Raw genomic sequence first — 22,145 nt, 5'->3', positions numbered from 1 at the left:
TCGGCATCTCACTTTATTACGGCCTTATTTTGCCGTCAGCGCCAGCGGGTTGAGCTTCAGCTTCTTGTAGCTATCAACCCAGGAGGAATAACGCTCCGGGTTCGCCCAGACGCGGTAATGCAGGCGCGACATGGTCATTGGGTCGCTCAGCAACACCAGGCGGCGGTCACGATTGAGTTTGTCCGGCGTTTCGTTCAGCGCCTGCTCAACGTGGCGGTCACGGGCAATCTCCAGCACCAGGCTCTTACGGTGACGAGCCGTGGCCATCGCCGTGCTCAGGGCGTTAAACGACGGGTTAAACACAGCGTGCATAAAGCCATCGTCCAGCGTACGGCTGCGGTTCAGCTCCAGATAGTTCTCGGTGTCCACCAGCACCTGCGGCGGGGAATACTCTTCCGGGATCAGGAACAGCTTCCAGCGCTTGGTGCGCAGGCCGAGGCTCGCCCGGCTTGAAAACACGGAAACGAACGGCGACAGAATCAGTGAGAAGACAATCGGTGCCAGCCAGAACAGGAAGCGCAGATCCAACCACGCCATGCCCACTGCCCAGACCAGGCCCAGCAGCAGTTGAGAGCCGTGGCGCATAAAGGCTTCACCCCACGGCGTAGAGTCATCGTCACGCTGCGGCGAGTTCCAGACCACTTCCCAACCCAGGAACGCGCTGACCACAAACACGGTGTGGAACAGCATGCGCACCGGCGCCAGCAGCACGGAGAACAGCACTTCAAGCAGCAGTGAACAGGTCACTCGCAGGAAGCCGCCATACTCTTTAGAGCCTTTACACCAAATAAGAATGATGCTCAGCAGCTTAGGCAGGAACAGCAGAACCATGGTTGAAGCAAACAGCGCGATCGCCAGCTCAGGACGCCACTGCGGCCAGACCGGGAACAGCTGTCTCGGCTGGAGGAAGTATTGCGGCTCGGTCAGCGCGTGGACAACCTGCAGCGCGGTCGACAGCGCCAGGAACATAAACCACAGCGGGGCAGACAGGTAGGACATGACGCCGGTCAGGAACACCGCACGGTGAACCGGGTGCATCCCTTTCACCAGGAACAGACGGAAGTTCATCAGGTTGCCCTGGCACCAGCGGCGGTCGCGTTTCAGCTCGTCCAGCAGGTTCGGCGGCAGTTCTTCATATGAACCAGGCAGATCGTAAGCAATCCACACGCCCCAGCCGGCACGGCGCATCAGCGCGGCTTCGACGAAGTCATGGGAAAGAATTGACCCGGCAAAGTTACCTTCACCCGGCAGCGGCGCCAGCGCACAGTGTTCAATGAACGGCTTAACGCGAATAATGGCGTTGTGGCCCCAATAGTGGGATTCTCCCAACTGCCAGAAGTGCAGACCCGCGGTAAAGAGCGGCCCGTAAACGCGAGTAGCAAACTGCTGGCAGCGCGCATACAGCGTGTCCATGCCGGAGGCTTTTGGCGAAGACTGAATAATACCGGCCTTCGGGTTCGCTTCCATCAGACGCACGAGGTTAGTCAGGCAATCACCGCTCATTACGGAGTCGGCGTCCAGCACCACCATGTAGCTGTACTGGTTACCCCAACGACGGCAGAAGTCATCGATGTTACCGCTTTTACGCTTCACGCGGCGACGACGGCGGCGGTAGAAGATCTGCCCTTCGCCCTGCACTTCCGCAATCAGCTCCATCCAGGCTTTTTGCTCCGCAACGCAGATATCCGGGTTGTAGCTGTCGCTCAGGATATACACATCGAAGTGCGCCTGCTGCCCGGTGGCTTTGACGGATTCCCACGTCGCACGTAGGCCCGCAAACACGCGATCGACGTCTTCATTACAAATCGGCATGATAAGCGCGGTGCGGTGCTCATGGTTGATAGGCTCATCCCCGACCGTTGACGCAGAAATGCTGTATTTGTCTTTGCCCATCAGCAACTGCAGGAAGCCCATCAGCGCGGTCCAGAAACCCGCTGAGACCCAGCAGAACAGCACCGCAAACAAAATCAGGATGCCACTTTGCAGGATGTACGGCAGCAGTTGCATGAAGGAGACCCACAGATCCTGGCCCCCCATGTCCGCCGGGTTAATCAGCGCCCAACCCTGATACGGAAGAATCGTCTTCATATACCAGGTCGCGACCACGGTTTGTGCCAGCGTGAGGATCAGCAGAATGTAGCGACGGATGGTGCCGACGGTACGCCATTTCTGCTCAGAGGCCTCTTCTTCTTTAGACGCGAACTTAGACTTTGTTTCGCGCCCAAGCAGGCGATCCCAGAAGCGGCCAATCGGGTTGGTCCGCCACGGGTCCGGGAACATAGAAGCACGCGTCGCTTTCGGCATGGCCTGAAGCTGAGTGCGCCCTTCATCATCGGTAATCAGCTGTTCGCCGCCGAGGGAACCCGGCCAGCTCGCCTCAAGGCGAGCTTTTACCGAGGCCAGAGGAGAATCATCCGCACGTTCAAAATGGTGATGCTGCGCATCAAGCGCCTCATGCACCGCCTGAAGGTCAGAGGCAGGCAGACCCGCCTTCTGCTCAGCAGAAAGCGGGAGTGCTTCAATGTAGTCGGGCGAGAATTCAGTAGACTTATTCATTGGCAGGCAGCTGGTAGCTCCAGGTTTCACTCAATGTCTGCTCGCCGTTAACCAGCGCAGCACGCATATCCGTTGTCTTCTTCTCGTCTTTCAGCTTCACGCGCAGCGTTAAACGCCAGCCTTTGTTGACCGGGTTATAGCGCACCTGGCTGTCAACGATCTCACCGTTATCGCCAATGCTGGTCTGTGCGGTGACAGGCGTATCGGCTGGCAGCTTTTTCATGTCCGCCCCGGTAAAGTCCACCACAAACGCGATGGTGCCGTCCGGCTGGCGGATCAGGTTAGACTGCTTCACATCCCCGGTAGAACGACGAGTTTGCAGTACATACGCGTTATCCGGCGCGTGCATTTTGTCTTCGTCGCGGCTAAAGGTGATGGTGTACTTAAAGTTCATCTCTTTGCCCGGATCCGGCAGTTGGTCCGGCGTCCAGTAAGCAACGATGTTGTCGTTCGTTTCGTCGTTGGTTGGGATTTCAACCAGCTCTACTCGGCCTTTGCCCCAATCACCGACCGGCGCAACCCACGCGCTAGGGCGCTGATCGTAACGATCGTCTAAATCCTCAAAGCGAGAGAACTGACGGCCACGCTGCAGCAGGCCAAAACCGACCGGGTTTTCCGTGGCATAAGAGCTGACGGCCAGGTGTTTCGGGTTGTTCAGCGGACGCCAAATCCATTCACCGTTACCGGCATGAATAGACAGGCCGTTAGAGTCATGCAGCTCCGGACGGAAGTTCGTGGTTGGTGAAGGCTGGTTTGGCCCAAACAGGAACATACTTGTCAGCGGCGCGACGCCCAGTTTGCCCACTTTGTCACGCAGGTAAACTTTTGACTGTACGTTCACCACGGTATCGCGCCCTGGGGTGATAACAAAACGGTAAGCCCCGGTCGCTCGTGGGGAATCAAGCAGTGCATACAGGGTTAACGTTTTATCCGTTGGTTTCGGACGTTCAATCCAGTATTCGCGGAAGCGAGGGAACTCTTCGCCAGACGGTAACGCGGTGTCAATCGCCAGACCTCGGGCAGACAGGCCATACACCTGGCCGGCGCCAATCACGCGGAAGTAACTCGCTCCGAGCATGCTGACAATTTCGTCGTTCTTATCTTTGCTGTTGATCGGATAGAGCACTTTGAACCCGGCAAAACCGAGATCTTTTACGGTGTCTTTATCGTGCTTTACATCACCGAAGTTAAAATAGTCCGGATTGTATTTGATCTGATGCACCGCGGTGGCGGTCACTTCGTTGATGGTTACCGGCGTGTCGAAGTACATACCCTGATGGTAGAACTCGAGCTTGAATGGGGTCTTGATGTTGTTCCAGTAAGCTTTGTCGTGATTAAACTGGATCTGCTGGTAGTCCGCGTATTTCATCTCGCGGAATTGCGAAGGCAGGTTGCTTTTCGGTGCTTCGTAGCTCTTGCCCGCTAAGGTTTTCGCCTGTTTTGCGACATCGTCGATAGTGAACGCCCAAACCGAGGTGGTATAAAGGGACAACATTACCGCAGCGCCAAGCCAGGACACTTTCATCATATTTGCTTTATGTTTCATATTAACCAGCACATCCCCCTTTGTGTGCTTAAATCAATCTATCCATTTTAATGGAAAGTTTTGCTTTCCGACAACCAAATCACCGCTTTGTTCAGCGTGCTGGCTCAGGGTTTAAGCAAAATAAAGACAACTGCTTACGCTTTAAGAGTTCATCCTGGCGACAGGATGACATGCTTAGTGTAGGGTTGCCACGAATATGTAGACTGAACTGGACTTTTAGCCTGATGGGATAGGGTCTTAAGGATAAGACGAATAGTCTGAAAATGTCTGGAGTACTATGAGTAAAGCACCGCAACAACGTGAGTTTTTCCTGGATTCTATCCGGGCATGGTTGATGCTATTGGGCATCCCGTTCCACATTTCGCTCATCTATTCGAGCCATCATTGGCACGTGAATAGCGCGATGCCTTCTGCAAGCCTGACGCTATTTAATGACTTTATTCACGCGTTTCGTATGCAGGTTTTCTTCGTTATTTCTGGCTATTTTTCCTACATGTTATTTCTACGCTACCCGCTGAAACGCTGGTGGACCGTGCGCGTAGAGCGGGTCGGCATCCCGATGCTCACCGCGATACCGCTACTGACGCTGCCTCAGTTCATGATGCTGCAGTACATCAACGATAAAGCTGGCCTGTGGCATACGCTCACCGGCTATCAAAAATACAATACGCTGGTGTGGGAACTTGTCTCTCACCTGTGGTTTTTACTGGTCCTGGTGATATTAACGACCCTGGGCATGGTTTTGTTTCAAAAAATTAATAATTTTATAATTAGAAACGAACAGAATAATAATTCACCAATCACCCTGGGAAAACTCTCACTTTTATTTCTCGGCTTCGGTATTTTATATGCCGCAATTCGCCGGACTATTTTTATTATCCACGCGCCGTTATTAAGCGACGGGCTGTTTAATTTTGTGGTAATGCAAACGCTGTTTTATCTGCCATTCTTTATGCTTGGCGCGCTGACGTTCAAGCGCGAGTCGCTGAAAATCCTGTTCACCACCCCTTCACGCTGGAGCCAGGTGGGCGCGGTCTTTGCGTTTGCCGCCTATTTATTAAACCAGCGCTACGGCAGCGGCGATGCCTGGATGTACGAAACAGAAAGCGTGATCACCATGCTGATGGGGCTATGGATGGTCAACGTCGTGTTTTCGCTGGGTTATAAAATGCTGAACTTTAAATCCGCGCGAGTGACCTATTTCGTTAATGCATCGCTGTTTATTTATCTGGTACACCATCCGCTCACGCTGTTCTTCGGCGCGTTTATCACGCCGCACATCACGTCCAATATTTTAGGCTTCTTCAGCGGACTGGTCTTTGTCGTCGGCATTGCGCTGCTGCTTTACGAGCTGCACCTGCGTATTCCCCTGCTTCGCTTCTTGTTTTCAGGCAAACCGAAGGAGAAGACGTCTTCGCCACAATCATTTGCGGGATAACACACGAAAGGCCGGGTATAAACACCGGCCTTTGCTACCTCTGCGCCAGGAATCATAGCCGCCGCAGATGGATTTTTTATGAAAATGTCGTGATTTATTTATGACATTCAGCCGCAATCTGCTGATAAATCTGTGTGTTCTCATCATCAAAGCAGACAAATACCACGCGCTCCGGCAGAGGGCGTATACCAATGTATTTGTAAGCGACATCCCAGGCTATGCGCGCGGCCTGCGCTTTTGGAAAACCATACACACCGGTGCTGATTGCCGGAAAAGCAATTGATCGGTAGCCGTTAGCGGCAGCTAAATCCAGGCTGTTGCGGTAGGCCAGTTCCAAAAGCTCGGCTTCGTTCTGCTCGCCGCCGTGCCAGACCGGCCCCACGGCGTGAATCACAGCTTTTACCGGAATGTTCCCGGCCTCGGTGATCACCGCCTGGCCCGGGGCACATTCGCCCTGCAGCTGGCGTACCGCTTTACAGGCTTCCAATAGCGCAGGGCCGGCGGCGCGATGAATCGCTCCATCCACTCCCCCACCGCCCATTAGCGAAGGGTTTGCCGCGTTGACTATCACATCGACCTCAATCTGCGTGATGTCGCCCTGGACAACCTGTATGCGTTCACTCATTAACCATTCTCCAACTGTACTTTGCCGTAGTCTATTCTCGTCAGACGGGGCGCGTACATGACTATTATCGTTTCCGGACATTTCAACTTTTGAAAATGTCCGGATATCAGCCACAAAAAACCCCGCCTTCACGGGGCATTTGTTATTGGATTAGAAATCAACAGTCATGGAAAGTTTCAGCGTGCGTGGGTCGCTTTGCGTAATATACGCCCCGCTGTCGTCGACAGAGGCCCAGTATTTCTCATTAGTGACGTTTTCGACGTTGGCGCGCCAGGTCAGCGTCTGCTCGTTAACCTTCATGCTATAACGCACACCGAGATCGAGGCGAGTCCAGCCGTTCAGCTTAACGCTGTTGTCGACGTTAGCGTATTGTGACCCGGTGCGGATCAGCGTTCCCGTCGCAGTCAGATTCTGCACCCACGGCAGATCCCACTCGCCGCCCACGGACCAGGAGTAACGCGGAACGCCGATCGCGTCCTTGCCGTCGTTTGTCCCACCGTTAGTCTTAACCATCTCTGGCTGAAGCCACAGGGCGCTGCCCAACAGGCGCACACCGTACACTGGCTCACCAAAGACGTTCAGTTCCATGCCGCGGCTGCGCTGTTCGCCATACAGGCCGTACAGATTGTTGCTGTCGAGCATCCCCACCGGCTTTTTGATCTCAAACAGCGCCAGGCTGCCGCCCACGCGGCCGAAGTCCACCTTCATGCCCACTTCGTTCTGCTTCGACTGCACAACGCCAACCACGTTTCCGGCATTGGTGGCCTTGGACGTTGCCGTAGGCCCAGGCTGCAGCGCTTCAATGTGGTTTGCATAGAAAGAAACCGGCTCCCACGGCTTCACCACCAGACCATAAACCGGCGTAACCTTGAAAGCATCAAAGCGTGTTTTAGGATCTTCCACACCGGTATAGCTATAGTTACGAACCCGCACGTCCTGGCGGCGAGCGCCCACGGTCAACAAGACTTTATCGTCCAGCGCGGAGAGCGTATCAGACAGCGAAACACCGCTTGTTATCGTGCGGCTCCGCTGGGTTGGATCGTCCATGTTGCTGCCGGAAGCGACCGTCGGGAAACGGCTGAGGTCGAGATAAGATGGATCGTAGATATTATTTCCGACGGCAGTTTTACTGGATGACATGGTGTAGGCCGCGCGGGTTTTACGGTAAACGCCAGAATAGCCAAGGTTGACGCTGTGGCCGATAAAGCCGGTATCAAATTTCCCCCGCACGCCGCCCATGCCGGAGAAAACATCGGCTATGTATCGCGTAGACAGACGAGTCTGGCTGGTATTGCCATTGTTATCAACAAACTTAGGTACACTGTAATTACCGCGTTCGTCGGTTTCGCTGGTGCCCAGCGCGCCATAAAGCGTCCAACTGCTCGCCACATCATACTCACTGTGTAGCGCGGCAAAGCGAGAGCTCATATCTGAATAAACCCACGGCTGCCCGTAGTTTGTGCGGTTATCTGGTACATCAGGCATCTGCGTAATGGCCCCAACACCCACCCCGATGCGGCCATTATGTACCGTCATTTTCTGATAGCCGCCGTCGAACGAGGTCCGCAGCCTGTCGCCTTTGTAATCCAGCCCAACGCTTGCCAGCGACGTTCTGTTCTTCTGTCCGCGAACATCACTCTCGCCTTCACGATGCAGCAGGTTAACGCGGGCGCCAAACTGGTCGTCATCCCCAAACCTGCGGCCGGTATCCAGGGAACCGCCAACCTGTGACCGCCCGGTGTAGTCGACGCCAAGTTGGGTATGTGGTTCACTTCCTGCACGCTTGGGCTCTATATTGATGGCCCCACCGACGCCAGAACCACCTGGGGGCACGCCATTCAGGAAGGCCGTTGAGCCTTTAATCACCTCGACACGCTCGGCAATAGCCGTGCTGGTGATCTGCCGCGGCAATACGCCATACAGGCCGCCGTAAGAAATATCATCCCCGTCTAACAGAAAACCCCGCACGCGATAGGATTCGCCGAAGTTGCCGTAGCTGCGCACGGGCTGAATAGTCGCGTCATTGCGGATAATGTCGCTGATGGTATTGGCTTGCTTATCCTCGATCATTTTTGAGGTATAGCCGATGATGTTGAACGGCACGTTGCGTGCATCCTGCTCACCGAGCATACCCAGCCGGCCGCCATTGGCCACCTGCCCATCCAGGTAAGTAGGCACCAGCTCGTTGCCGCCCTCGCGGAACTCTGTATCCGGGGTCGCCGTAACGGTAATAGTTTCTTCTTTGGCCGAAGGTTTTGGCTGAGGATTTTCCTGTGGGGCAGCGGCAACAGGCAGGCAAGCGGCAGCGATCAACGCGGCGATCAGGCGCGGTTTAAACCCGGCCTGACAAGAGGGTTGGTGAGGCATTGAAATTTCCTGGTAAAATAAAAACAATTAATGAGAACGATTATGATTTTGATCGTGATTATCGTTTTGTGATTAAAAATTGCAAGAAAAATGCCTGGGAGACATTCACCTGATCGGGTAAATAGATGAGAATTCAAACCGCAGGCGCGTCCGGAACGAGCCTGCTTTAATTACCCATCACGCTTTGCGTAACAGCCAGATAAAGTACGGCGCACCACACAACGTGGCTAACAATCCCGCCGGGATCTGGAACGGGAAGATAACGCTTCGGCCCAGCCAGTCGGCCAAAAGCATCAGCCCGGCCCCGATAGCTATCGCCACAATAAGCTGAGGCATCGCACGGCGGAAGCCGAGCATTCTCGCCATGTGGGGTGCCATCAAGCCAACAAAACTTAGTGGCCCCACGCAAAGCGTTGCTGCAGCGACTAACCCGGCAGCCAGCACCAGAATACTGATGCGCGATCGGCTCAGGGCTACGCCCAGCGCCTGAGCAGCTTCACCGCCCAGCGGCAGTATTGCGAGCCAGCGACGTACCAATGGCGTAAGCCCAATCAGCGCCAGCGCCATCCCCCCGCTCACCAGTGCCTGCTGCCCGGTAACTTTCCAGGTGGAGCCCGATAACCACGTCAGGACCGAACCGCTGCGCGGATCGCCGCTTGCCAGATAAAGAGTGAGCAGCGTGGCAAAGACGGTACTTAGCGCCACACCGGTCAGTAACAGCCTTCCTGGCGCAAGCCCGGTGCGGGCTAAAACGAGCATCGCCAGCAGCGTGAGTGCCGCACCGGCAAAGCCTGCCGGCAGTTGCCAGGCGCTGACGTCGCCGGGGACGAGAAATATCAATAACACGATGGCGCAGGCCGCGCCGGAACTCACGCCAAGCACCTCAGGGCTGGCCATCGGATTGCCGGTCATTTTTTGCACCAGCGTACCCGCCGCCGCGAGCATTGCACCTGCGGCAAGCGCCGACAGCACTCTCGGCCAGCGCCACTGCCACATTTCTTGTATGCCGATAAACCAGCCTGCACTTTCCCGCCCAACACCCAGCGCCAGTAAGGCCACCAGCGCCAAACCCGCAGTAATCAGTAACACAGTAACGAGAGACAATCTGCGTTCCGCAACCGTACTAGTATCATCAGAAGCCGCCAGACGCTGATGCCGCAACCGAGGCAATAACCACAGCATTAACGGTGCCCCCACCAGCGCCGTCACGGCGCCGGTTGGCAACTCTTGCCAATAGCTTCCCACCCAAATAACCAGTTGATCGCTCAGTAACAGCAACAATGCCCCTGTCGCCATCGAAGCCAGAAGCTTGGGCAACAGGCGCCTTACGCCAAACATCCCGGCCAGGACCGGAGCAAACAGGCCAATAAACCCGATCACCCCCACCACGCTGACCAGCATCGAACTCAACAGCAGCGCCAAAAATAGACCGCCCACTCGCACTAAGGCCAGCTTCATCCCAAGCCCACGTAATACGGTGTCATCCAGGGCCAGCATGCCCAACGGGCGAATCATCAAGACGATGAGCACCAGCACGGCCAGCAGCCTTGGCCAGAGAAACTCCACGCCAGCCCAGTCGTACTGGTTCAGCATCCCGCTGCTCCAGATAAACAGGTTTTGCAGGCGTTCATGGTTGAACAGTACAAGGAAACTTTTCACTGCCCCGCAATACAGTCCCAGCACAAGTCCGGCAAGGATCAGCGTGACCGGCGACATGCGTTTCCCCCAGGCAGCCCCGAGCACAATACTGCCTACGGCCATGGCGCCTGCCAGCGCCGCAAGCTGTTTGCCGGTTTCCCCCGCGCCCGCCAAAAACAACGTCGCGAGCGTCAGCCCCAGTTGCGCCCCGGCCGCAACGCCAAGGGTGGCAGGTTCGGCCAGAGGGTTGCGCAGAATATGCTGAAACAGACAACCGGCCAGCGCCAGACCGGCGCCGGTAAGCAGTGCAAGCGTGGTTCGCGGCAGCAGGCTGTAGTGAAACAGCATCTGTGAAACATCGGTGACTTGAGGCAGCGTTATCGCTCTCCACCAGAGATCGGCGGGCAGCATTTGCTGGAAGTTATAGCCGGTCAAAAACAGCGTGAAGGCACAGAGTAGCAGCAGGATTATGCGCATAGAGCCTCCGGCAGAAGCTGGCAAAAACGCAGCGCCGAAAAACTCCCGCCGTAAAACCATACCGCGGGCAGCAGGTGCAACTGGCCATCACGCACGAAAGGCATTACCTGCCATAGCGCGGATTTCGCCACCGTTTTGACCGGATCGTCATCGCCGTGCATAAAGCAAATAGCCGTGACATTTTCCAGCCTGACGAGGGTTTCAATTCCCACTATGGCGCTGCCCCAGGCATTGGTTTTCCCGTCCCAGGCGTTACGCATCCCTAGCCGCTCCAGAAGGTCATTGAACAAACTGTTGCGACCAAAAATCATCACCCGACGGCTATCCAGAAATGAAAACATCACCAGCGGGTTCGAATTGCCCGGCAGCGTTGCACGGGTGGCGGCAATTTGCTGATGAAAATGGGCCAGATGTTCCACCGCCTGCTGCTCCCGCCCTAAAAACTGCCCAAGTCTCAAAAGATCTTTTTCCAGCAGCGCCAGCGGGCGGCCAGAAGCGTCATTAAAGGCCGTGGACCAGCAAGGCGCGATAGATGTTAAATCTGACTCCGCCGGACCGAAGCCTTTGGAGATCAAAAAGAGAGAAGGATTGAGACGCTGCATCAGCTCTCGGTTGGGCTCATTTCGCAGTCCAACATCGACGACGGTATCAGGCAGTTTTGGCTCCCCTACCCAGCGGTGATAATTACGCTTATCGGCAATGGCCATCGGCACGATCCCGAGCGCCAGCAGCATTTCGACCGGACGCCATTCCAGGGCAATAATACGCCCCGTATCAAAGCGGCGCGCTTCGGCCTGGCAGGGAAGCGCTGCCGACAGAGGCAGCAGAGAAGCAAACGCCAGCAGGCGTCGACGGCTGAGAGAAACATCCATATAAATAGCAATAGTTATCGTTCTAATTAAGTTTTACACATTATGCCGTTGCTCTCCGGCAACGCAATCAAAAACTCAGCCAATAACCATCGACTGCTCTACTGAAAAATCAGGCGCAAACGCTTCGGACCCGCAGCAGGCAATCAACCATTCTTCGCAGGTAATATGCTGCAAATAGAGGTTCGGAGGGCAAAGCGTTTCCAGCGGGAGTGACAGTTCCGGTATTTGCCAGACCGTTCCGCCCCGCTGCTTTATGACCGCTTCATGGGCCGTCCACAAACGCCAGAATGCCGTCAGTTGCTGAGCTTCGGGTAGCCCCTCCAACCAGTCATTAAGCGCCGGGGAAAAACTGTGCTTCGCCACCGCCTGCCAGCGCCTGCGGGGGCGAAGTAGCTCCATATCACAGCCAACGGAGTTATGACTTGTCAGTACCGCAACGGCGTCTGCACTATTAGAAATGTTGAACTCGGGCAACTGCGGATGCCAGGGCTTACCGTGAGGACCATTCTGCAGCGGCGGTAAGGGGCCGTTATCCAGTAACTGCGCTAAAAGCACTCGTCCGGCAAGCCACACCGAGCGCCGCGCCCCCTGTGGGGCCATCGCTATCAGTTCGCCCGAAAGCCAGCGTTTCACGAATTGCGAATCGCAAAGAGCCCCTACTCGCCCTACGGCCAGTCGGTAATTTTCATTAGAAGACAAAGCGCTGGCGCTCTTCCGGGGTAAGCTTACGAGGTTCTGGCTGGTAATGGCTAAAGATTATCTCCGTCGAGCCCTCTTCAGCATCGCGAAACTCGACGCGCTCCAGTGACTGCTCGCCAGACAGCGTAATGGAGTGGAACACGCCGCTAAGGGTTTCATCTAAGGGAAGCAATACCAGCCGCCATTTCCCTTGCCCAAGGTCGGAAAATTCGCTGATGAAGTCTTTCTCGAGCGTTTTTCGATCGATATAAAACAGCCTGCGCAACAGTTGGTTGAACTGAAACATTTGCGGGTTACTTTCTGCGGTGATGGTCTGAGGCGGCTGGTTGCCCATCACCTGAACCATCCGATTGCCCCCGACAATCAGCTTCATCGGGAAGGGCTGACGCTGCTGCCACCACAGCCCTTTATGCTTCGTGACCAGAACCCGTCCGCTGGAATGCAGCGGCTGCGCCATACCTTTTATCTGGCGCTCCTGCTCAAACTGCGCCCGCATAACCGGGACAGCAGCAAATCGATTCTGAATGTCATCCAGCGTCACTGCCCCGGCCACCTGTGCCGCCAGCAGAAGACAAAGAAACACGCTTTTTATCACAGCAGTAACCCTATACGTTCAACCTAAATCGTTCCGCATTAGTTTACTCTGCCTGATGGCCTGAAACCAAAAATACGCGGCCCGTTTTATACGGGCCGTAAAGTTATTGATAGGTAACGTACAGCACGGCTGTTTTGCGCTGCGGGTCGAGGTATTGCACACGGGTTTGCATCGTACTGTCATTATGAAGGGTTACGCCATCCAGGGCGCTGAGGGCAACGGTCTGAGTGACGGGTTTGCCTTTTTCGGTGCAGGTCATGGCGATATTGGTACTGGCAGGTGTCCACTGACAGCCGCCTTCGACTATTTCACCTCGAAAATGAATAATGCCAGAGGATGCGGCCTGAGAAAGCGGTGAAACCACAATGCCCAGTGCCAGACAAAGCAAATACTGCTGCAAACTTGCTTTCACGTTTATTACTCCTCGATTGCTGTCGTCCCTGAAGGTTATCGGCAGAAAATCAAAGATAATTAAACAGTGATCGATGTTTTTTGTTCTTGCAATACCGCTGTCACATATATTTGTTTTCCGTCAAGGCTTCCCCGGTTTTTGCCATTGCTGCTGAAGGTGAAAGGCTTTGCCGTCACTCAATGTGACAGTGACCGTAACATTATCGCCGGGATCAATATTTAAACTTAGCTGCGACAAATCAACCGCCTGATGCGCCTTTATAAACAGCTCGCTGCTTTGGTGGCTGGAGCTTTGCCCCGACGGGCCGGTTTTGTTTGCCACCAGCGTCATGGTGCATTGGCAATCCGCCGCCAGCGTGGCGACAGGCGTTATCGTGTAGATGTTTTCCTGCTGTCGGGTATTAAACGTCAGCTGACTCGAGAGCGCGGCAAGCAATACCAGGGTATGCATACAACCTCCAAAGAAAAACAGGGCCCGGGGCCCTGTTTTCGCGATAACCAGGTCGCTTTAGTACTGAGAAGCCGTGGCGTGGTTGCCGTTGCCGAACTGGGTGACGGACACCAGAGAACTCGATGCCGTCTGGTTAACCACTGCCCCGTTGTTGGTCCCGAATTGCTGAACATCAATCTGTGCGTTTTTACCGTTCCACTGGCTCAGAGTGGCATTGTTACCGTAGCCATCCTGCAGCAATTTAATATCGCTGCTGTCCGAGCCCTGGCCCACTTTTGCACCATTAACGGTACCCAACTGTTTAATTTCAGTCTTCGAATAGAAAGCATTCGACTGCAGTGCCGTGGCATTATTTCCGTTACCTTGCTGATATATTTTCAAGGTCGAGTGCTGAGCCTGTTGCGGATAGGTCGCCATTGCACCTGCGGAAACCACCAATGCTGCTAATGCTGCCACTTTGAAAAGATTCATACTAAAACCCCCATCGGATTGATAGTTTCAGCCCAAATGTTTTGCTTATCGCTGAATAATGCGAACCGCCATTTGTGACTGGTTTTGCACAACAACTGCTGACTTCTGGGTACCGTATTGGGTAATGTTTGCTTTGTTACCAGCACCTCGCTGAATAATCAGCGCCGCATTACCAAATGAATCCTGTTTTATACTCGCATCGTTGGCGACGCCCTCTTGCGAGATATAAGCAAGGTTATAACTACCTGATTGATCGATGTTTGCCCGGTTACCCGAACCGCTCTGTGCTATCTCAGATAATTGCCGCTGACCTCGCTGAGTCACCGCCGCATTATTATTGCTGCCGTACTGGCCAACAATCGCTGTTTGATTGAATTGAGGGTTACTCAATTCATTAACAGCAAAATTGTATTCGGAGGTGGCAAGATCGTTAGCCTGCGCCAGGCAGTAATGCGAGAATCCCATAAACAACATCGTTAAAACCCAATGTATTTTCATTTGTCACCCTGAACCTAATAAAGCCGGAACATTATGACGCGCAACTCAATCATTACGCATAACGAACCAACCGTAATTTGTTATTGCTCCGTTACGGAAATGAGTATGTTACGGCAGGCATTTTAAATATCTCATGCATGGGTGGTATTTTGCATTATCAAATTCACACCAAAGTATTAACACGGAATAAAATAAACCAAATTCCTCATTACAACTACCTAATCCAGGGATCGGATAATCATTAGCACCCTTATTTAAAGTCACATTTCATGTCACTGACTTAGCACAACTCAGGCGATGCTTAGCAAGTTTACGTAAAAGCCTTGTCATCAGACACAGTTTTCTTAAGCGGAGCGGCTAAAAAGATGGAACACTGTTTTTAAAAATATGAATGATGTTATAAAAATGAAAGAACATTGAAAAAACACCCTTAAATACAATTCATTAACCTCTTAAACGAAAAAATAACGACTATACACACAATTCCAAAAGTACAACTTTCACCTTAAATATAAATAGTAAAAAACTTTCAATGAAATATTTTAATATCTATAGTAACATTTGGTTACATAGTTAACACTTGCTTTAATATATCGAATCGCTAAATTGAAAACAGATAGCAACTCTTTCGTAAAAAATCTTCTTGCGACCGAAAATGATTATTTCGGCGATTAGTAATATTTAACATACAGCGCTGTCGCGAATCTCGACATCTCAGAGAGAATTAATTTCCATTAATTCAAACGGTAGCGACAAAACCAGGTGGAGTTTCATCATGTATAATGAAGTCCATGCCCTTCAGGGTCCTACGTTATTGTTAATTACGAAACCCTCTCTTCAGGCTTCCGCTTTATTACAGCATTTACGCGCTTCGTTAGAAATAAATGGGCGGGTTCACAACATTAAGCGTCCACTGAATGACTTCGCCAGTAATGCTCTGATTTTATTTGATATGGCGGAAACAGACAAAAAGACCATTCTTTTTTGGCAGGAAAAACTCAGCCGTAAGAACAGTCAGATCAAATTATTGTTGCTCAACACGCCGGAAGAATATCCCTTCAGAGAGATCGAGAACTGGCCACATATCAACGGCGTATTTTATTTTGCGACTGAAGAACCCAAAGTCGTTGAGGGGCTGCGCGGGGTTTTGGAAGGGGAATGCTACTTTTCTCAGAAGCTTGCCAGTTATCTCATCAGCCATTCCGGGAATTATCGTTTTAATAGCGCTGAGTCCTCACGCTTAACGCAGCGCGAAAAGGAAATTTTGAACAAGCTGCGCGTAGGCTCCTCCAACGTTGAGATCGCCCGCTCGCTGTTTATCAGTGAGAACACGGTCAAAACACATCTGTATAACCTGTTCAGAAAGATAGCGGTCAAAAACCGCACTCAGGCGGTTTCCTGGGCCAACGATAACCTTCGGCGATAGCCCCATGAAACGCTCAGCCATTTTTGTCCTGGCGGCCTGCTGGTGCGCAATAAGTAGCGTTCGCGCCGAAGAAGTCGAGATCCCTGGACTGTTGACGGACCACACCGTCACTTCGGTGGGCCACAGTTTCTACCGCGCCTTCAGCGATAAATGGGAAAGCAATTATACCGGCAATTTAACCATCAACGAACGCCCCAGCGCCCGCTGGGGGAGCTGGATAACCATTACCGCCGGTCAGGATGTTGTTTATCAGGCATTTCTTTTCCCTACAAAACGCGACTTCGACAAAAACGTTGACGTTGCACTGGTCCATACCGATGAGGCGCTTAAACGCAGGCTGATCGATAAGCAATTATTGAGTACCAGCGATTTAAGCCACGATGAATTCTAGGAGACGATGATGCGTATTTATCATGCCGTACTGCCCGTGCTGCTATTTACGCCGCTGGCCTGGGGCGGGAATATGGTGTTCCAGTTTGTTAACCCTAACTTTGGCGGCAACCCCAATAACGGCGCCTATTTGTTAAATTCAGCCCAGGCGCAAAATTCGTATAAAGACCCCAGCTACAGCAGCGATCTCGGCATTCAAATGCCAAGCGCGCTGGATAATTTCACCCAGGCACTGCAGTCACAGGTGCTGGGTGGACTCTTAACCAATATTAACACCGGGAAACCGGGGCGCATGGTCACCAACGATTTCATCGTTGATATTGCCAATACCGACGGGCAACTTCAGCTCAACGTCACCGACCGGAAAACCGGCAAAACGTCAACCATTCAGGTTTCCGGCCTGCAGGCAAACTCCACGAATTTTTAGTGGCTTAAAATCATAAAACCTCTGCAAGGATCAACATTATGCAGCGCTTACTTCTGATTGTGGCGGTGTGCTTATTAAGTGGTTGTTTAACGGCTCCGCCAAAAGAGGCCGCCAAACCCACGTTATTACCGCGCGCGCAAAGCTACCTCGACCTCACACATTTGCCCGAAGCAAAAGGGAAGCTTTATGTCTCGGTCTATAACATTCAGGACGAAACGGGCCAGTTCAAGCCCTACCCTGCCAGCAACTTTTCTACCGCTGTGCCGCAAAGCGCAACGTCTATGCTGGTCACCGCACTGAAAGATTCTCGCTGGTTCATTCCGCTTGAACGCCAAGGGCTGCAAAACTTGCTTAATGAACGCAAAATTATTCGCGCTGCACAGGAAAACGGCACCGTGGCGGATAATAACCGTGCCCCGCTGCATTCTCTGATGGCGGCCAATGTGATGATCGAAGGGTCGATCATTGGTTATGAGAGCAACGTGAAGTCGGGTGGCGCGGGTGCTCGCTATTTTGGCATTGGGGCAGATACGCAATACCAGCTCGATCAGATTGCCGTTAACCTACGGGTAGTGGACGTCAGCACTGGCGAAGTCATGTCGTCCGTCAACACCAGCAAAACGATTCTGTCATACGAGGTACAGGCCGGCGTCTTCCGGTTTATTGATTATCAGCGCCTGCTGGAGGGTGAAGTGGGCTATACCAGCAACGAGCCGGTGATGCTGTGTCTGATGTCCGCCATTGAAACCGGGGTCATCTATCTGGTCAACGACGGTATCGACCGGGGGCTTTGGAATCTGCAGAATCCGGCCGATATTAATAATCCGGTGCTGGTGAAATACAAGCAGCTCTCGACGCCGCCCGCCTCCTGACCCCACCTCCGTTGATAAAAAAACCAGCTTCCGCTGGTTTTTTTATTCGCTTAACAACGAGCTGGCTTTCGGTTTTGGCTTTTCTCGCCGGGCCGCAAGCCACAACCCACTGTTTTTCATCGCAAAACCAAATACCAGACCTAAAAGCAGTGAAGGCACCACGTTATGCCACTCGCCCTGGTTGGCAAAAGTTGCACAGGCACCGATAAACGTCCCGGGGACAAACGAGAGCAAAATATGACGAGCCTGAATGCACATCAGGAAGGCCACCACGCCGGTCATGATATAGCCCAGGATTTCAGCCTGCGGTGCCAGCGCGCTGCCGTGAATAATCACCAGCGCCCAGAGCACGCCGCTGCACAGCGTACACAGGGAAATAAAAAGCCCCTTCATACCGCCCTGCGGACAGGCAAAATAGGCGGTACAGCCGAGGAAACCGGCCCAGCCTAGCAGGCCGAGACTCACCGCCACCCAGCCCCAAAGACCTGAGAGAATACCGGTGGTAATTGCTAATGGAATAAGTGTCTTCATGGCGCCGTATCATAGCAGAGGCCGGGTCAACCACTACGATCTGGCGCACATTTTTTGTAAATCAAAAATCATCGTTACATTTTAATTGTGATTCAAATCACAATTACTCTTCCTCTGATTCCTGCAACTCATCGCGCATGGCCTGCAGCGCCTCACGGCTGATAGCCGCCAGTGTGCGGTAGAATGGCGTTGTGGCATGGGCTTCAACTTTGCCCAGGAAAGTCCCACACCACGGCATCAGATAATCATCAAACAGCGTCACCTGCGCTTCAAACTCATCTTCCTGAGACTGATCTTCAAGCCACGAGGCCGCCAGCAACAGCGTCCCGAAATGATCGGCCGGCGACTCGCCCAGCGGCATGCCACGTTGCTTCAGGAACTGGCGCACTTCTCCTTCATCACTTCCCTCTTCCCAGGCGGAACGGAATGGTGGCACGCTACATTTTTCGCCGACAAACAGCGCATTAAAGTCAGCCGCCAGTAGCTGTGGATCGCAGCTGTTTTGCAGTCGGCCCAACAGTTCATCCTGTTCCAGTGGCCAGCTTGCCGCCAGCTTCCCTTCACGGATCAGCGTAAAAAGAGGCACCAGCAGGGGATCCTGCGGTTGGCGATAAAAAAGCGATCCGAGTACGCGGCAAATAATTGAAAACTCATTCATGACTGGCTTTATCCATTACGGGTGTTAATTACAGTGTGGCAAATTCAGCAATTGGCGCCATCCCACGAGCTTCAAGGAAGCCCAGCAGGCGCTGTGGAGAAACGTTAAGGATCCTGTCTTCCGGGAAATTAATTTCATCGAGGATTTTACGGCATTCGGTGAAGTCCCCCAGCGTAAAAGCGGTGTGGGAGTCAGATCCTAACGCCAGCCAGCCACCGGCATCACGCACGGCTTCGGCAATCGCGCGGCAGTTCGGGCCACTGCCAATACGCGAATGAGTAAACGAAGAGTTGTTCAACTCCAGCGCGACGTTGTATTTCGCCGCCGCCGCCGCAACAGCAGGGATATCAATCTCAAACTTAGGATTACCCGGGTGGCTGATAATGTGCACGTCGCCGTTCGCCATCGTCGCGATCATCGCTTCGGTGTGGGTGGCTTTATCTTTTGGCGGGAACACAGGCTCGTGGAAGCCCGCGATAATTAAATCCAGCGCGTCCAGCATCGGGCCCGTGCAGTCGATTTCCCCGGCGGTGTTTTTAATGTTCGACTCAATACCGCGCAAAATGCCGACGCCATCGACCAGTCGTGGCCAGATGCGCATATTAATAAAGTGCCAGTAATGCGGCGCATCCGCCATATCAGGGCCGTGGTCGGTAATAGCAAATAGCTTGATGCCCTTGGCTTTAGCAACGGCAATATAATCGTGGAGGGTACTGTAGGCGTGGGTGCTGGCAACGGTATGCATATGCAGGTCAACGGGATACATGGCTTTCTCCTTTTCTATTTTGACTTAAGGATACCAGCAATCCATGACAATTTTTAGCCTGCTTCTGGAACGTTATCAGCCCGGCCAAAGCCGGGCTTGATGCTTAATAGCCGTGCTGCAGCGACACTTCACCGGAGACCGCTTCACCGTTTTCCAGTTGAGTGATCGTTTTTGCAATATAGCTAATCGCCTCATCAGGGCGAGTTACCGCCGCAACATGCGGCGTAATCGCCACGCGAGGATGCGCCCACAGGGGGCTATTTTCCGGCAGAGGCTCTTTAGAGAAGACATCCAGCATTGCGCCCTTGAGCTGTCCGGCATCCAGTGCAGCCAACAGATCGGCCTCGACCAGATGAACGCCGCGCGCAAGATTTATCACGTAGGCCTCTTTAGCCAGTTGGCCCAGCAACTCACGATTGATAATGCCGACCGTTTGCGGCGTATTAGGCAGCAGGTTAATCAACACGCGGGTGCCACTTAAGAAGGCAGGCAGCGCTTCACTCCCGGCAAAACTCTCCACGCCTGGGAAATCTTTCTTACTGCGACTCCAGCAGCGTACCGGGAAGCCCCAGTCCACAAGACTTTCAGCCACTTTCCCACCCAGCACGCCCGCGCCGAGGATCCCGATGGTGAAGTCCTCACGACGATAATCGTCCAGCGGCTGCCATTTCCCCTGCAGTTTTTGTCTTTGGTAATCGTCAAAACGGCGGAACCAGTGCAACACCTGGCTGACCGCGTACTCCTGCATCTGCAGCCCCATGCCGGTATCTTCGAGGCGGAATAGCGGCACGCCGTCAGGCAGCATGTCAGGATGAGCCTGAAGTTTGCTGAGAATAGCGTCTACGCCCGCCCCCAGCGCAAATACACCTTTTAGCCCTTTACGGCCGCTAAGCATTTCCACCGGAGGATGCCAGACAAGGGCGTAATCCGCGGATTGTTGGTCCCCTTGCTTCCACTGGCGAACGCGTGCGCCAGGTAAAGCCTGCTGAAGACAATTCAGCCAGTACTCGGTGTCAAAAGTGGGGTGATGAAAAATAATGTCCATACTGCCTCCTTTTTTTCTTAGGCTTGCGCGAATCGACTCGCCATGCAAGCCCCAAAGTAATAAAAAGCAGCATCTTGTGGTGGTTTAAGAATCAAGTTGGATGAAGTTTGGCTAAACGCACCAAAAACATGAAATTAGCATTGACGGCGAAGTCCATTTTCCCTAAATTAGCGCCCGTTCCAGCAGCGCTGGGGCAACAATATGGTGAGGTGTCCGAGTGGCTGAAGGAGCACGCCTGGAAAGTGTGTATACGGCAACGTATCGAGGGTTCGAATCCCTCCCTCACCGCCATATTTAAAGAAGAGCTCGCATGCAAATGCGGGCTTTTTTTTCGCATGTTGCACTATGAGGGACGGATGAGAACCCTCGACAGGGTTCGACAACCTGCTTCTGCAGGTTGGACAGCGGCATCACTTGTGATAACGCTGCCCCGAAGGGGTGAGCTTGCGAATCACTAAACGGCAGGACAGCCGTTTTGCATTGCTGCCCTAACCCCCATTTTACCCTTCACAATTCACACAGTATTTATCAGTCTACTTTCATTTAACCTTGCCAATAACCCTTATTATGATAAAGGTTAAATACCCTTAATTTCGCCCTTCTCACTGCGCCACAAAAATTACCTCAATTAAAAACAGTCAGTTATAAACAAACTAAAAAAAATCTTTCCAACATTCTATTGCGACGTATAATTAACAAAAATGAGAACGATCATTCTCAAAAATTAAAAGACGGAGTCAGCAATGAGCAGCAAGCTTGAAGCCCGGCACAAAGCCCGCCAAAACGACATTATTGCCGCCGCCAGGCGCTGCTTTACCAGCAGCGGTTTTCACGCAGCCAGCATGTCACAAATTGCCACAGAGGCACAGTTAAGCGTCGGGCAAATTTATCGCTACTTCAGCAATAAAGACGCCATTATTGAAGCCATTATTCACCGTATTATCGATAAACGTATGGCCGACATGTCGGATAAAAGCCCGACAGATATTATTCCTAATCTTCTCGCCAGCCGAATTAGCCTCAACGAAGAAGATGACACATTAATGCTGGAAATCTCGGCCGAAGCCACGCGTAACCCGCAGGTGGCCGCCTGGCTTGCCGAGGCTGATGAACGTATTTTCAAAACCGCTTGTTTACACCTTAAAAAAGATCACCCTCATTTAACCGAAGAGCGCGTGCGCTGCAGCGTTGAAGTCACGGCTGTGATGATGGAGGGCACGATTTATCGCCGCCTGACGTCGCAGAAAGTAGAACCCCAGGCCATGGAAAAAGTGTATCGCGAAATCATTAATATGCTGATTGGCATTAACTAGTTTTATTTAAACCAACACCAGGGGAATAACACCTCCCCTACTTTTATTCTTTCCGAATATTCGGAGAGAGACG

General features: G+C 52.9%; 22 protein-coding genes and 1 tRNA gene. 7 read left to right on the top strand and 16 right to left on the bottom strand.

Annotated features, from left to right (window positions below):
• Positions 1–24: 24 nt before the first annotated feature.
• Together mdoH and mdoG are read right to left on the bottom strand one after the other, a co-directional pair.
• The gene (gene mdoH / locus B9Y90_RS14370; protein ID WP_085541629.1) at positions 25–2,556 is read right to left on the bottom strand and encodes a glucans biosynthesis glucosyltransferase MdoH; all 2,532 of its coding nucleotides are present in this window, start codon (positions 2,554–2,556) and stop codon (positions 25–27) included.
• A complete protein-coding gene (gene mdoG / locus B9Y90_RS14365; RefSeq protein ID WP_139827399.1) occupies positions 2,549–4,084 on the bottom strand; it encodes a glucans biosynthesis protein MdoG in 1,536 nt (511 codons plus the stop codon). The genes mdoH and mdoG overlap by 8 nt, the downstream gene beginning before the upstream one ends.
• Before the next feature lie 295 nt (positions 4,085–4,379).
• Between mdoG and mdoC the strand changes: the two genes are divergently transcribed.
• Entirely contained in the window at positions 4,380–5,540 is a 1,161-nt protein-coding gene (mdoC, locus tag B9Y90_RS14360; RefSeq protein WP_039291784.1) for a glucans biosynthesis protein MdoC, read from the top strand.
• A gap of 94 nt (positions 5,541–5,634) precedes the next feature.
• Here mdoC and ymdB read toward each other — a convergent pair whose 3' ends face one another.
• From ymdB to csgB, 10 genes are all read right to left on the bottom strand, one after another.
• Positions 5,635–6,165 (bottom strand): O-acetyl-ADP-ribose deacetylase, encoded by a 531-nt coding sequence (gene ymdB, locus B9Y90_RS14355; RefSeq protein ID WP_039291781.1) that lies wholly within the window; start codon positions 6,163–6,165, stop codon positions 5,635–5,637.
• A gap of 150 nt (positions 6,166–6,315) precedes the next feature.
• Positions 6,316–8,532, bottom strand: coding sequence for a TonB-dependent receptor (locus B9Y90_RS14350; RefSeq protein ID WP_085541628.1), 2,217 nt, complete (start codon positions 8,530–8,532; stop codon positions 6,316–6,318).
• Positions 8,533–8,709: 177 nt separating this feature from the next.
• Positions 8,710–10,647 carry a Fe(3+)-hydroxamate ABC transporter permease FhuB gene (gene fhuB, locus B9Y90_RS14345; RefSeq protein ID WP_085541627.1) on the bottom strand — a complete coding sequence of 646 codons (1,938 nt, stop codon included), beginning with the start codon at positions 10,645–10,647 and terminating at the stop codon, positions 8,710–8,712.
• On the bottom strand, positions 10,638–11,519 hold the full coding sequence (gene fhuD / locus B9Y90_RS14340) for a Fe(3+)-hydroxamate ABC transporter substrate-binding protein FhuD (RefSeq protein WP_085541626.1): 882 nt from the start codon (positions 11,517–11,519) through the stop codon (positions 10,638–10,640). The genes fhuB and fhuD overlap by 10 nt, the downstream gene beginning before the upstream one ends.
• A gap of 75 nt (positions 11,520–11,594) precedes the next feature.
• Positions 11,595–12,152 (bottom strand): 4'-phosphopantetheinyl transferase superfamily protein, encoded by a 558-nt coding sequence (locus B9Y90_RS14335; RefSeq protein ID WP_139827396.1) that lies wholly within the window; start codon positions 12,150–12,152, stop codon positions 11,595–11,597.
• 55 nt (positions 12,153–12,207) lie between these two features.
• The gene (locus B9Y90_RS14330) at positions 12,208–12,813 is read right to left on the bottom strand and encodes an outer membrane lipoprotein carrier protein LolA (RefSeq protein WP_085541624.1); all 606 of its coding nucleotides are present in this window, start codon (positions 12,811–12,813) and stop codon (positions 12,208–12,210) included.
• Between the two features lie 103 nt (positions 12,814–12,916).
• Positions 12,917–13,225 (bottom strand): fimbrial protein, encoded by a 309-nt coding sequence (locus tag B9Y90_RS14325; protein WP_085541623.1) that lies wholly within the window; start codon positions 13,223–13,225, stop codon positions 12,917–12,919.
• A 120-nt stretch (positions 13,226–13,345) separates the two neighbouring features.
• Positions 13,346–13,675, bottom strand: a complete 330-nt coding sequence (gene csgC / locus B9Y90_RS14320; RefSeq protein WP_039291766.1) for a curli assembly chaperone CsgC — start codon at positions 13,673–13,675, stop codon at positions 13,346–13,348.
• A gap of 57 nt (positions 13,676–13,732) precedes the next feature.
• Positions 13,733–14,146 (bottom strand): curli major subunit CsgA, encoded by a 414-nt coding sequence (gene csgA / locus B9Y90_RS14315; RefSeq protein WP_039291764.1) that lies wholly within the window; start codon positions 14,144–14,146, stop codon positions 13,733–13,735.
• Between the two features lie 45 nt (positions 14,147–14,191).
• Positions 14,192–14,644, bottom strand: coding sequence for a curli minor subunit CsgB (gene csgB, locus B9Y90_RS14310; protein WP_085541622.1), 453 nt, complete (start codon positions 14,642–14,644; stop codon positions 14,192–14,194).
• Between the two features lie 775 nt (positions 14,645–15,419).
• Here csgB and csgD point away from each other — a divergent pair.
• The 4 genes from csgD to csgG are packed head-to-tail and all read left to right on the top strand — an operon-like array spanning position 15,420 to position 17,759.
• Entirely contained in the window at positions 15,420–16,070 is a 651-nt protein-coding gene (csgD, locus tag B9Y90_RS14305) for a biofilm master transcriptional regulator CsgD (RefSeq protein ID WP_085541621.1), read from the top strand.
• A 4-nt stretch (positions 16,071–16,074) separates the two neighbouring features.
• Positions 16,075–16,461, top strand: a complete 387-nt coding sequence (gene csgE, locus B9Y90_RS14300) for a curli production assembly/transport protein CsgE (protein WP_085541620.1) — start codon at positions 16,075–16,077, stop codon at positions 16,459–16,461.
• 9 nt (positions 16,462–16,470) lie between these two features.
• Positions 16,471–16,887: a curli production assembly/transport protein CsgF gene (gene csgF / locus B9Y90_RS14295; RefSeq protein WP_008453564.1), complete on the top strand. Its 417-nt coding sequence runs from the start codon at positions 16,471–16,473 to the stop codon at positions 16,885–16,887.
• A gap of 38 nt (positions 16,888–16,925) precedes the next feature.
• On the top strand, positions 16,926–17,759 hold the full coding sequence (gene csgG / locus B9Y90_RS14290; RefSeq protein WP_085541619.1) for a curli production assembly/transport protein CsgG: 834 nt from the start codon (positions 16,926–16,928) through the stop codon (positions 17,757–17,759).
• A gap of 42 nt (positions 17,760–17,801) precedes the next feature.
• On the opposite strand, the gene B9Y90_RS14285 is transcribed toward csgG, so the two are convergent.
• The 4 genes from B9Y90_RS14285 to ghrA form a co-directional block, all read right to left on the bottom strand.
• Entirely contained in the window at positions 17,802–18,290 is a 489-nt protein-coding gene (locus B9Y90_RS14285; protein ID WP_039301769.1) for a DUF1097 domain-containing protein, read from the bottom strand.
• 103 nt (positions 18,291–18,393) lie between these two features.
• Positions 18,394–18,948 carry a TorD/DmsD family molecular chaperone gene (locus tag B9Y90_RS14280; protein ID WP_039291744.1) on the bottom strand — a complete coding sequence of 185 codons (555 nt, stop codon included), beginning with the start codon at positions 18,946–18,948 and terminating at the stop codon, positions 18,394–18,396.
• Positions 18,949–18,976: 28 nt separating this feature from the next.
• Entirely contained in the window at positions 18,977–19,714 is a 738-nt protein-coding gene (locus B9Y90_RS14275; RefSeq protein ID WP_039291741.1) for a phosphatase, read from the bottom strand.
• Positions 19,715–19,817: 103 nt separating this feature from the next.
• Entirely contained in the window at positions 19,818–20,759 is a 942-nt protein-coding gene (gene ghrA, locus B9Y90_RS14270; protein ID WP_085541618.1) for a glyoxylate/hydroxypyruvate reductase GhrA, read from the bottom strand.
• Between the two features lie 203 nt (positions 20,760–20,962).
• Here ghrA and B9Y90_RS14265 point away from each other — a divergent pair.
• Positions 20,963–21,050: transfer RNA gene (locus tag B9Y90_RS14265), tRNA-Ser, on the top strand.
• A gap of 452 nt (positions 21,051–21,502) precedes the next feature.
• Complete coding sequence (locus B9Y90_RS14260) at positions 21,503–22,072, top strand: TetR/AcrR family transcriptional regulator (protein WP_039291737.1); 570 nt, start codon at positions 21,503–21,505, stop codon at positions 22,070–22,072.
• The last annotated feature ends 73 nt before the right edge of the window (positions 22,073–22,145 follow it).

Source organism: Cedecea sp. NFIX57, from assembly GCF_900177785.1.
Taxonomy (GTDB): Bacteria; Pseudomonadota; Gammaproteobacteria; order Enterobacterales; family Enterobacteriaceae; genus Cedecea; species Cedecea neteri_C.
This window is presented reverse-complemented; position numbering and strand designations above follow the sequence as displayed.

Bases quoted from the DNA above. Each gene is read 5' to 3' on its own strand.
- mdoH (WP_085541629.1), bottom strand. From the start codon at position 2,556: ATGAATAAGTCTACTGAATTCTCGCCCGACTACATTGAAGCACTCCCG.
- mdoG (WP_139827399.1), bottom strand. From the start codon at position 4,084: ATGATGAAAGTGTCCTGGCTTGGCGCTGCGGTAATGTTGTCCCTTTAT.
- mdoC (WP_039291784.1), top strand. From the start codon at position 4,380: ATGAGTAAAGCACCGCAACAACGTGAGTTTTTCCTGGATTCTATCCGG.
- ymdB (WP_039291781.1), bottom strand. From the start codon at position 6,165: ATGAGTGAACGCATACAGGTTGTCCAGGGCGACATCACGCAGATTGAG.
- B9Y90_RS14350 (WP_085541628.1), bottom strand. From the start codon at position 8,532: ATGCCTCACCAACCCTCTTGTCAGGCCGGGTTTAAACCGCGCCTGATC.
- fhuB (WP_085541627.1), bottom strand. From the start codon at position 10,647: ATGCGCATAATCCTGCTGCTACTCTGTGCCTTCACGCTGTTTTTGACC.
- fhuD (WP_085541626.1), bottom strand. From the start codon at position 11,519: ATGGATGTTTCTCTCAGCCGTCGACGCCTGCTGGCGTTTGCTTCTCTG.
- csgC (WP_039291766.1), bottom strand. From the start codon at position 13,675: ATGCATACCCTGGTATTGCTTGCCGCGCTCTCGAGTCAGCTGACGTTT.
- csgA (WP_039291764.1), bottom strand. From the start codon at position 14,146: ATGAATCTTTTCAAAGTGGCAGCATTAGCAGCATTGGTGGTTTCCGCA.
- csgB (WP_085541622.1), bottom strand. From the start codon at position 14,644: ATGAAAATACATTGGGTTTTAACGATGTTGTTTATGGGATTCTCGCAT.
- csgD (WP_085541621.1), top strand. From the start codon at position 15,420: ATGTATAATGAAGTCCATGCCCTTCAGGGTCCTACGTTATTGTTAATT.
- csgE (WP_085541620.1), top strand. From the start codon at position 16,075: ATGAAACGCTCAGCCATTTTTGTCCTGGCGGCCTGCTGGTGCGCAATA.
- csgF (WP_008453564.1), top strand. From the start codon at position 16,471: ATGCGTATTTATCATGCCGTACTGCCCGTGCTGCTATTTACGCCGCTG.
- csgG (WP_085541619.1), top strand. From the start codon at position 16,926: ATGCAGCGCTTACTTCTGATTGTGGCGGTGTGCTTATTAAGTGGTTGT.
- B9Y90_RS14285 (WP_039301769.1), bottom strand. From the start codon at position 18,290: ATGAAGACACTTATTCCATTAGCAATTACCACCGGTATTCTCTCAGGT.
- B9Y90_RS14280 (WP_039291744.1), bottom strand. From the start codon at position 18,948: ATGAATGAGTTTTCAATTATTTGCCGCGTACTCGGATCGCTTTTTTAT.
- B9Y90_RS14275 (WP_039291741.1), bottom strand. From the start codon at position 19,714: ATGTATCCCGTTGACCTGCATATGCATACCGTTGCCAGCACCCACGCC.
- ghrA (WP_085541618.1), bottom strand. From the start codon at position 20,759: ATGGACATTATTTTTCATCACCCCACTTTTGACACCGAGTACTGGCTG.
- B9Y90_RS14260 (WP_039291737.1), top strand. From the start codon at position 21,503: ATGAGCAGCAAGCTTGAAGCCCGGCACAAAGCCCGCCAAAACGACATT.